8 protein-coding genes are annotated in these 8,282 nt (G+C 71.6%); 1 reads left to right on the top strand and 7 read right to left on the bottom strand.

Annotated elements, in window-relative coordinates:
* Positions 1 to 60 precede the first annotated feature (60 nt).
* From pheT to infC, 7 genes are all read right to left on the bottom strand, one after another.
* Positions 61 to 2,574: a phenylalanine--tRNA ligase subunit beta gene (pheT, locus tag GT030_RS25955; RefSeq protein ID WP_161203182.1), complete on the bottom strand. Its 2,514-nt coding sequence runs from the start codon at positions 2,572 to 2,574 to the stop codon at positions 61 to 63.
* On the bottom strand, positions 2,574 to 3,695 hold the full coding sequence (gene pheS / locus GT030_RS25950) for a phenylalanine--tRNA ligase subunit alpha (protein WP_161203181.1): 1,122 nt from the start codon (positions 3,693 to 3,695) through the stop codon (positions 2,574 to 2,576). Before pheS ends, pheT begins: the two co-directional genes overlap by 1 nt.
* Positions 3,696 to 3,830: 135 nt before the next feature.
* Positions 3,831 to 4,946, bottom strand: coding sequence for an ATP-binding protein (locus GT030_RS25945; RefSeq protein ID WP_161203180.1), 1,116 nt, complete (start codon positions 4,944 to 4,946; stop codon positions 3,831 to 3,833).
* A gap of 51 nt (positions 4,947 to 4,997) precedes the next feature.
* Positions 4,998 to 5,858, bottom strand: coding sequence for an RNA methyltransferase (locus tag GT030_RS25940; RefSeq protein WP_161203179.1), 861 nt, complete (start codon positions 5,856 to 5,858; stop codon positions 4,998 to 5,000).
* A 184-nt stretch (positions 5,859 to 6,042) separates the two neighbouring features.
* The gene (gene rplT / locus GT030_RS25935; protein ID WP_030812835.1) at positions 6,043 to 6,426 is read right to left on the bottom strand and encodes a 50S ribosomal protein L20; all 384 of its coding nucleotides are present in this window, start codon (positions 6,424 to 6,426) and stop codon (positions 6,043 to 6,045) included.
* Positions 6,427 to 6,531: 105 nt separating this feature from the next.
* Positions 6,532 to 6,726 (bottom strand): 50S ribosomal protein L35, encoded by a 195-nt coding sequence (gene rpmI / locus GT030_RS25930; protein WP_018549118.1) that lies wholly within the window; start codon positions 6,724 to 6,726, stop codon positions 6,532 to 6,534.
* 112 nt (positions 6,727 to 6,838) lie between these two features.
* Positions 6,839 to 7,513: a translation initiation factor IF-3 gene (gene infC, locus GT030_RS25925; protein WP_161203183.1), complete on the bottom strand. Its 675-nt coding sequence runs from the start codon at positions 7,511 to 7,513 to the stop codon at positions 6,839 to 6,841.
* A 411-nt stretch (positions 7,514 to 7,924) separates the two neighbouring features.
* Here infC and GT030_RS25920 point away from each other — a divergent pair, with 411 nt between their 5' ends.
* On the top strand, positions 7,925 to 8,281 hold the full coding sequence (locus GT030_RS25920; RefSeq protein ID WP_030812829.1) for a DUF1844 domain-containing protein: 357 nt from the start codon (positions 7,925 to 7,927) through the stop codon (positions 8,279 to 8,281).
* Position 8,282: the final 1 nt, after the last annotated feature.

Raw genomic sequence — 8,282 nt, 5'->3', positions numbered from 1 at the left:
GCGCCGGCCGGCCACGGATCGAGTCCGTGACCGGCCGGTGCCTTCGGCTTCCCGCGGGGGTCAGCCGCGCAGCTCCGCGCCCGTGCGCTCGTTCGCCACGGCGATCGCGGCGTCGCGCGCGGCGGACGCCTCGTCCACGGTCAGCGTGCGGTCGGCGGCCCGGAAGCGCAGCGCGTACGCCAGGGACTTGCGGCCCTCGCCGAGCTGCTCCGGGTTCTCGTACACGTCGAACAGCCGGATGGACTCCAGCAGCTCGCCCGCGCCCTCGCGCAGCGCGGCCTCCACGTCGGCGGCGGGCACCGGCTTGTCGACGACCAGCGCGACGTCCTGCGTGGCGACCGGGAAGGTGGAGATGGCGGGCGCCTGCGGGGTGTCGTCGCCGGCCTCCTCCAAGGCGTCCAGGTCGACCTCCATCGCGCTGGTGCGCTCGGGCAGGCCGAGGGCCTTGAGCACGCGCGGGTGGAGTTCGCCCGCGTGGCCGACGACGCGCTCGGCGCCGTCCACCACGACCGCCAGCTCGGCGCAGCGGCCGGGGTGCCAGGGACCGTACTGGGCCTTGCGCACGACCAGCTCGGCACCGGCCTCGCGGGCGACGGTCCGGGCGGCCTCGACGGCGTCCGCCCAGTCGGCCGGGCGGCCCTTGCCCCACCAGCCGGCCTGCTCGCGGGCGCCGGTGAGGGCGACGGCCACATGGCGCGGCTGCTCGGGCAGCACGGCGTCCAGGCGGGCGATCTCCTCGTCGGTGGGCCGGCGGTCGACGGGCAGGTGCACGGCGACGGCGGCGGCCTCGCGCGGCAGGAAGACCAGGCCGGTCTCGAACAGCGCCAGGTCGTGCGAGCCCCGGCCGTCGTTGCGGCGCAGCGCGCCCAGCAGGCCGGGCAGCAGCGTGGTGCGGAGCGCGGGCTCCTCGTCGTTGAGCGGGTTGGCCAGCTTCACCACGCGGCGGGCCGGGTCACCGGCGTCCAGACCGAGCTGGTCGAAGACCTGCTCGGAGACGAACGGGTAGTTCGGCGCCTCGACGTAGCCCGCGCCCGCCAGGACACGCCCGATCCGGCGGTGCAGCCGCTGGCGGTGGGTCAGGCCGCGGCCGGAGCGGGGCCTGGGCAGCGTGGAGGGCAGGTTCTCGTAGCCCTCCAGCCGGATGACCTCCTCCGCGAGGTCGTTGGGCTCGGTGAGGTCGGGCCGCCAGGACGGGACGGTGACGATCAGCTCGTCCTGCCCGTACACGTCGCAGCCGATCTCCTGGAGACGGCGGACGACGGTCTCGCGGCCGTAGGTGACGCCCGCGACCTTGTCCGGGTGGTCGGCCGGGATGGCGATCGTGCGCGGCGCGGACGGCGCGACGATCTCGGTGACGCCGGCCTCGGCGGTGCCGCCCGCGAGCAGGACCAGCAGGTCCACGGTGCGCTGCGCGGCAGCGGCGGCGGCCTCGGGGTCGACACCGCGCTCGTAGCGCCGGGACGCCTCGGTGGACAGCTTGTGCCGGCGGGCCGTACGCGCGACGGAGACGGCGTTGAAGTGGGCCGCCTCCACCACGACGTCCGAGGTGGAGCGCTCGGTGTCGTCGTGATCGGCGATCTCCGTGTTCGCGCCGCCCATGACACCGGCCAGGCCGATGGGGCCGCGCTCGTCGGTGATGACGAGGTCCTCGGCGTGCAGCGTGCGCTCGACCCCGTCGAGGGTGCGCAGCTTCTCGCCCTCCTCGGCGCGGCGGACCCCGATGGCGCCCTGGACCGAGGTGCGGTCGTAGGCGTGCAGGGGCTGGCCCAGCTCCATCATCACGTAGTTGGTGACGTCCACGGCCAGCGAGACCGGGCGCATGCCGACCTTCTGCAGGCGGCGGCGCAGCCAGATCGGGGACCGCGACTCGGGGCTCAGACCGGTGACGGTGCGGGCGGTGAAGCGGTCGCAGCCCATCGGATCGGAGACCTTCACCGGGTAGCCGTAGGCGTTCGGCGCGGGCACGTCGATCAGCGCCGGGTCGCGCAGCGGCAGGCCGTAGGCGATGGCGGTCTCGCGGGCCACGCCGCGGATGGACAGGCAGTCGCCGCGGTTGGCGGTGACGGCGATGTCCAGCACCTCGTCGACGAGCTCCAGCAGCTCGATGGCGTCCTTGCCGACCTCGGTCTCCGGCGGCAGCACGATGATGCCGTGGGTGCCGTCGTCGCCCATGCCCAGCTCGTCGGTGGAGCAGATCATGCCGTGCGAGGTCTTGCCGTACGTCTTGCGCGCGGCGATGGCGAAGTCACCGGGCAGCACCGCGCCGGGCAGGACCACGACGACCTTGTCGCCGACCGCGAAGTTGCGGGCACCGCAGACGATCTCCTGCGGCTCACCGGTGCCGTTGGCGGTGCCGACGTCGACCGTGCAGAAGCGGATCGGCTTCTTGAAGCCCTCCAGCTCCTCGATGGTCAGCACCTGGCCGACGACGAGGGGGCCCTTCAGGCCGGCGCCGAGCTGCTCGACGGTCTCGACCTCGAGGCCGGAGTCGATGAGCTTGGCCTGCACGTCACGGCCGGTCTCGGACTCCGGCAGGTCGACGTACTCCCGCAGCCAGGAAAGCGGGACACGCATCAGATCTCCATCCCGAACGGCCGGGTGAACCGGACGTCACCCTCGACCATGTCTCGCATGTCTTCGACGTTGTGGCGGAACATCAGCATCCGCTCGATGCCGAACCCGAAGGCGAACCCGCTGTACTTCTCCGGGTCGACACCGCAGGCGGCCAGCACCTTGGGGTTGACCATGCCGCAGCCGCCCAGCTCGATCCAGCCCTCGCTGGAGCAGGTGCGGCAGGGCCTGTCGGGGTTGCCGACGGACGCGCCGCGGCAGACGTAGCACACCATGTCCATCTCGGCGGACGGCTCGGTGAACGGGAAGAAGTTCGGCCGCAGCCGGGTCTTCATGTCCGGGCCGAACAGCGACTGGACCATGTGGTCCAGGGTGCCCTTGAGGTCGGCCATGGTCAGGCCCTCGTCGACGGCGAGCAGCTCGACCTGGTGGAAGACCGGGGTGTGCGTGGCGTCCAGCTCGTCGGTGCGGTACACGCGGCCGGGGCAGATCACGTAGACCGGCAGCTCGCGGTCCAGCAGGGAGCGGATCTGCACGGGCGAGGTGTGGGTGCGCAGCACGATGCCGGACTCGGTGCCGCCCTCCTCGTCGCGGACGAAGAAGGTGTCGGCCTCGCCGCGCGCCGGGTGGTCGGGGCCGATGTTGAGCGCGTCGAAGTTGAACCACTCGGCCTCGGCCTCGGGGCCCTCGGCGACCTCGTAGCCCATGGCCACGAAGATGTCCTCGATGCGCTCGGAGAGCGTGGTCAGCGGGTGCCGGGCACCGGCGGGGACGCGGTCGTACGGCAGGGTGACGTCGACGTCCTCCTCGACCAGCACCCGCGCGTCGCGCTCGGCCTCCAGCTCCGCCTGGCGGGCCGCCAGCGCCTTGTTGACCGCGCCGCGGGCCATGCCGACCCGCTTGCCGGCGTCGGCCTTGGCGTGCGGGGGCAGGGCGCCGATCTCGCGGTTGGCGAGGGACAGCGGGGAGGCCGGGCCGGTGTGGGCGACCTTGGCCTCGTGGAGCGCCTCGAGGGAGTCCGCGGCACGGAAGGCGGCGAGCGCCTCGTCCCGCATACGCTCGATCTCTTCCGGTTTCAACGCCTCGACCTCGACAGGGTCGTACGACTTATTCGGTGCCGACATCTCTTCCCGTGCTTCCGATTGGCTGGCTGGTGGTCCCGTCACCGCCCGAGGGGGTCCCGTCGGGCCGCGTGCGGACACAAAGGTGCCAGGGGCCGAGTCTAACGGGGACGGGCTGGGCGAATGGCCCGCGGGCGCTCAGGCCAGGTAGGCCGGGGCGCTCACGGGCAACGTAAATCGGAACCGCGCGCCGCCGCCGGGGGCGCGGCCGACGGTGATGTTGCCGCCGTGGGCCTCGACGATGCCCTTGACGATGTAGAGCCCGAGGCCGGTGCCGCCGCGCTTGCTGCCCCGCCAGAAGCGGGTGAAGACGCGGTTCATGGACTCCTCCGGGATGCCGGGCCCCTCGTCGCTCACCGTGACCGACGTGGCTGTCTCCTCGCCCTCGCGCGGGGACGGGGCGGGCGTGACGTCGATTGTGACGGTTCCGGCGCCGTGGCGCACCGCGTTTTCCAGCAGGTTGCTGAGCACCTGGTCGACCTTGTCGGGGTCGGCCCACAGGGCGGGCAGCGGGTGCTCGACGCGGAGCAGGAAGCGGTCGGCGGGCTGGCCGGCGGCCACATGGGCCTGGATGTGCCGGCCGACGGCGGCCGCGATGTCGACGGGCTGGCGGCGCACCTCCAGCCGGCCGCTGTCGATGCGGGAGATGTCGAGGAGTTCGGCGATGAGCCGGGTGACCCGGTCGGCGTCCGCGTCGACGGTCTCCAGCATCAGCCGCTTCTGCTCGTCGGTGAACCGCTCCCACTTGGCCAGCAGGGTGGCGGTGAAGCCCTTGACGGAGGTCAGCGGGGAACGCAGCTCGTGCGCGACGGTGGCGATGAGCTCGGCGTGGCTGCGCTCGGTGCGGCGCCGGGCGTCGGTGTCCCGGAGAGTGACGACGAGGCGACGCAGCGGGCCAAGGGGCTCGTCGCGTACGTAGCGGGCGGCGACCAGCACCTCGCGGCCGCCGGGCAGCAGCAGGTTCCGCTCGGGCTGGCGGACCCGGATGGCGAGGCCGCCGTAGGGGTCGGTGAGCTGCCACCACCGGCGGCCTTCGAGGTCCTCCAGCGGCAGTGCCTTCTCCAGCGGCCGGCCGAGGGCGTCGGCGGGGCTGACGGCGGTGATCCGGGCGGCAGCGGCGTTGAACCGTACGACCCGGCCGTGCTCGTCGGCGACGACGAGCCCGTCGGGGAGCTGGTCGGGGTCGATCGCCTCGGCGGGAAACGCGCGCACGTCCCGCCCGTCCGGCGCCGCACTCGTGCCGACCACGCTCATCCCCGTACCCCACCTCTCAGCCTGCGCAGGGCCCCCGAGTGGGTCACCCTACTAGCTCCGGGTGACGGAACGGCAGCCTCCGGGAGCGCGCTGGGCGCGCGCCGACGCGTAGAGGCATACGGCGGCGGCGGTCGCCAGGTTCAGGCTCTCGGCCTTGCCGTGGATGGGGACGCTGACGACGGCGTCGGCGAGGGCGCGGGTCTCCTCGGGCAGTCCCCACGCCTCGTTGCCGAACACCCAGGCGGTGGGGTCGCCCATGGCGCCCTTGTCCAGCTCCTCGTCGAGGTCGCGGTCCCCGGCGCCGTCGGCGGCGAGGATGCGCACCCCGGCGTCCTTGAGCCCCTGTACGGCCTGTTCCACGGGGACGCCCATGGCGACGGGCAGGTGGAAGAGGGAGCCGACGGAGGCGCGTACCGCCTTGGGGTTGTACAGGTCCACGGAGGCGTCGGTGAGGATCACCGCGTCGGCACCGGCGGCATCCGCGCAGCGCAGGACCGTGCCCGCGTTGCCGGGGTCGCGGACGTGCGCGAGAACGGCGACCAGTCTGGGGCGGGCGGCGAGGATGTCCTCGAACGGGGTGTCCAGGAACCGGCAGACGCCGACGACACCCTGCGGGGTGACGGTGGTGGAGATGTCGGCGATGACGTCCTCGTCGGCGAGGTGCACCCGCGCGCCCGCGGTACGTGCCTCGGCGATGATGTCGGCGTACCGCTCCGCGGCCTCGACCGTGGCGAACAGCTCCACCAGCGTGGAATCCCCGTCCACCCGGTGCCCGGCGGCCTCCCGCACGGCCTGCGGCCCCTCCGCGAGGAACAGCCGCTCCTTCCCCCGGAAATTCCGCCTCCCCAGCCGCCGCGCGGCACTCACCCGCGCGGAACGAGGAGAGATCAACTCAGGGTTGCCGGAGCCCATGTTCCTTAATCACCTTCGACAGAGATCTCAACGGTAAGGGGGGTTTCAGGGGCGCGGGGAACTGCGCGGCCAGCCACGACGGGGCCGCACCCGACAACACACGTACCGCCCGCCCCAACAGCAGGACCCGCAAGCAAAATAGCCTGCGGGTCCTGAAAACAGCCGGCTCAAGGCCAGCGCAGCGTCACGCGGCCTTCGGCGCGTTCACGTCGGCCGGGAGCGCCTTCTGGGCGACCTCGACGAGCGCCGCGAACGCGGTGCCGTCGTTGACGGCCAGCTCGGCCAGGATCTTGCGGTCGACCTCGATGTTCGCGGCCTTCAGACCCTGGATGAAGCGGTTGTAGGTGATGCCGTTGGCGCGGGCAGCGGCGTTGATCCGCTGGATCCAGAGCTGACGGAAGTCACCCTTGCGCTTCTTGCGGTCGTTGTAGTTGTAGACCAGCGAGTGGGTGACCTGCTCCTTGGCCTTGCGGTACAGGCGCGAGCGCTGACCACGGTAGCCGGAAGCCTGCTCGAGGATCGCCCGGCGCTTCTTGTGGGCGTTGACTGCCCGCTTGACGCGTGCCACTTGTTAACTCCTTGTAGCGGGGCCGGTGAGTGGACTCGGACTCACACGACCCGAAAACGATTGGGTCCCGGTGTCGACGTACGGCGCGCTAGAGGCGCCGCGACGTCACTTGCCGAGAAGCTTCTTGATCTTCGCGGCGTCGCCCGGAGCCATCTCGGCGGTGCCGGTGAGGCGGCGCGTCACGCGGGACGACTTGTGCTCGAGCAGGTGGCGCTTGCCGGCGCGCTCACGGAGCACCTTGCCGGAGCCGGTGACCTTGAAGCGCTTGCTGGCACCGCTGTGCGACTTGTTCTTCGGCATAGCGCCGTTATCTCCTCGTCGGTGGCGCTCCGGTGCCCGGTCGTGAAACCGGGCACGGTGGAGCGTCGCTCTCTTATCGGTTGGTTCCGTCGGGACTTGTGGTCCCTCGGGATCACGCCTCGGCGGGAGCCTCGGCAGGGGCCTCGGCAGGGGCCTCGACGTCCACGTCCTCGCCGGTCTCGGCGTCCGCGGCGTTCTGCGAGCGGCCGGGGTTGGCCTTCGCGTCGGCCTTGCGGGCCTCCTGCGCCTGGCGGGCCTCGGCCATCGCCTCGGTCTTCTTCTTGTGCGGACCGAGGACCATGATCATGTTTCGGCCGTCCTGCTTCGGGTTCGACTCGACGAACCCGAGGTCCTGGACGTCCTCCGCGAGGCGCTGCAGCAGTCGGTAGCCCAGCTCGGGGCGGGACTGCTCACGGCCACGGAACATGATCGTGATCTTGACCTTGTCGCCCTGCTTGAGGAACCGGACGACGTGACCCTTCTTGGTGTCGTAGTCGTGCGGGTCGATCTTCGGCCGGAGCTTCATCTCCTTGATGACCGTGTGCGCCTGGTTCTTGCGCGCCTCACGGGCCTTCATGGCCGACTCGTACTTGAACTTCCCGTAGTCCATGAGCTTGCACACGGGCGGACGGGCGTTCGCCGCGACCTCGACCAGGTCCAGGTCGTACTCCTGCGCAAGCTCCAGTGCCTTGGCCAGGGGGACGATGCCCACCTGCTCGCCACTGGGACCGACAAGTCGCACCTCGGGAACGCGAATCCGGTCGTTGATGCGGGGCTCGGCGCTGATGGATCCTCCTCGGTAGCACCACGCGACGGTCTGGCGGACAGCCGCGTAACGTCTGTAATCAGTAAGACCTAACCGCGCCGAAGCACAAAAAATGCCCCGGACGATCACATGCGGGGCTCCTCGAACTACCGGAACACCGCCGCGATGGCCGCGGGGCGCGCTCTCGGACGGTGTCCGCCGCCTGGGCGACGAATCCGTCTGACCGGTGACCCGCCGCCCGTGAGGGTGGTCGGGTGGGAGCTCGAAGCCTCCACTTGTGGCCGGAGTGCTCGCCGCGTGGGCGTACTCGTCCGGCCGGTCGTTACACCAGGCTAGCAGGAGCGGCGCGCGGCAGCCAATCTCGTGTCTCCCGGCCGTGCGGGCCGGGGTCCGGTCGGGAGGCGCCGGGGACCGGCGCCTATCGTGTGGGGTATGAGTGAGACCTCCCCTGAGACGCCCGACTTCGACGCCATGACCCGCGACATCGCCGAGGTCCCCGCCGTCGAGGTGATCGTGACGGTCGCCGTCAACCTGATGAGCGCGGCCGCCGTGAAGCTCGGGCTGAGCGAGGAGGGCGAGAAGTACAAGGACCTGGACGAGGCCCGCAAGCTGATCAGCGCCCTCGCCGGCCTGCTGGACGCGAGCACGACCGAGATCAGCTCCTTCCACGCCGCCCCGCTGCGCGACGGCCTGAAGTCGCTCCAGCTCGCCTTCCGCGAGGCGTCCCTCGTCCCGGACGAGCCGGGCCAGGGCCCCGGTGAGAAGTACACCGGGGCGGTCTACGGCTAGT

This window comes from Streptomyces sp. SID1328, from assembly GCF_009865595.1.
Lineage (GTDB): Bacteria > Actinomycetota > Actinomycetes > Streptomycetales > Streptomycetaceae > Streptomyces > Streptomyces griseoluteus.
Note: the sequence above shows the minus strand (reverse complement) of the source record. Positions and strands in the feature narration are given on the sequence as shown.

Excerpts from the sequence above, each read along its gene's own strand:
- pheT (WP_161203182.1), bottom strand. The coding sequence starts at position 2,574 with ATGCGTGTCCCGCTTTCCTGGCTGCGGGAGTACGTCGACCTGCCGGAG.
- pheS (WP_161203181.1), bottom strand. The coding sequence starts at position 3,695 with ATGTCGGCACCGAATAAGTCGTACGACCCTGTCGAGGTCGAGGCGTTG.
- GT030_RS25945 (WP_161203180.1), bottom strand. The coding sequence starts at position 4,946 with ATGAGCGTGGTCGGCACGAGTGCGGCGCCGGACGGGCGGGACGTGCGC.
- GT030_RS25940 (WP_161203179.1), bottom strand. The coding sequence starts at position 5,858 with ATGGGCTCCGGCAACCCTGAGTTGATCTCTCCTCGTTCCGCGCGGGTG.
- rpmI (WP_018549118.1), bottom strand. The coding sequence starts at position 6,726 with ATGCCGAAGAACAAGTCGCACAGCGGTGCCAGCAAGCGCTTCAAGGTC.
- GT030_RS25920 (WP_030812829.1), top strand. The coding sequence starts at position 7,925 with ATGAGTGAGACCTCCCCTGAGACGCCCGACTTCGACGCCATGACCCGC.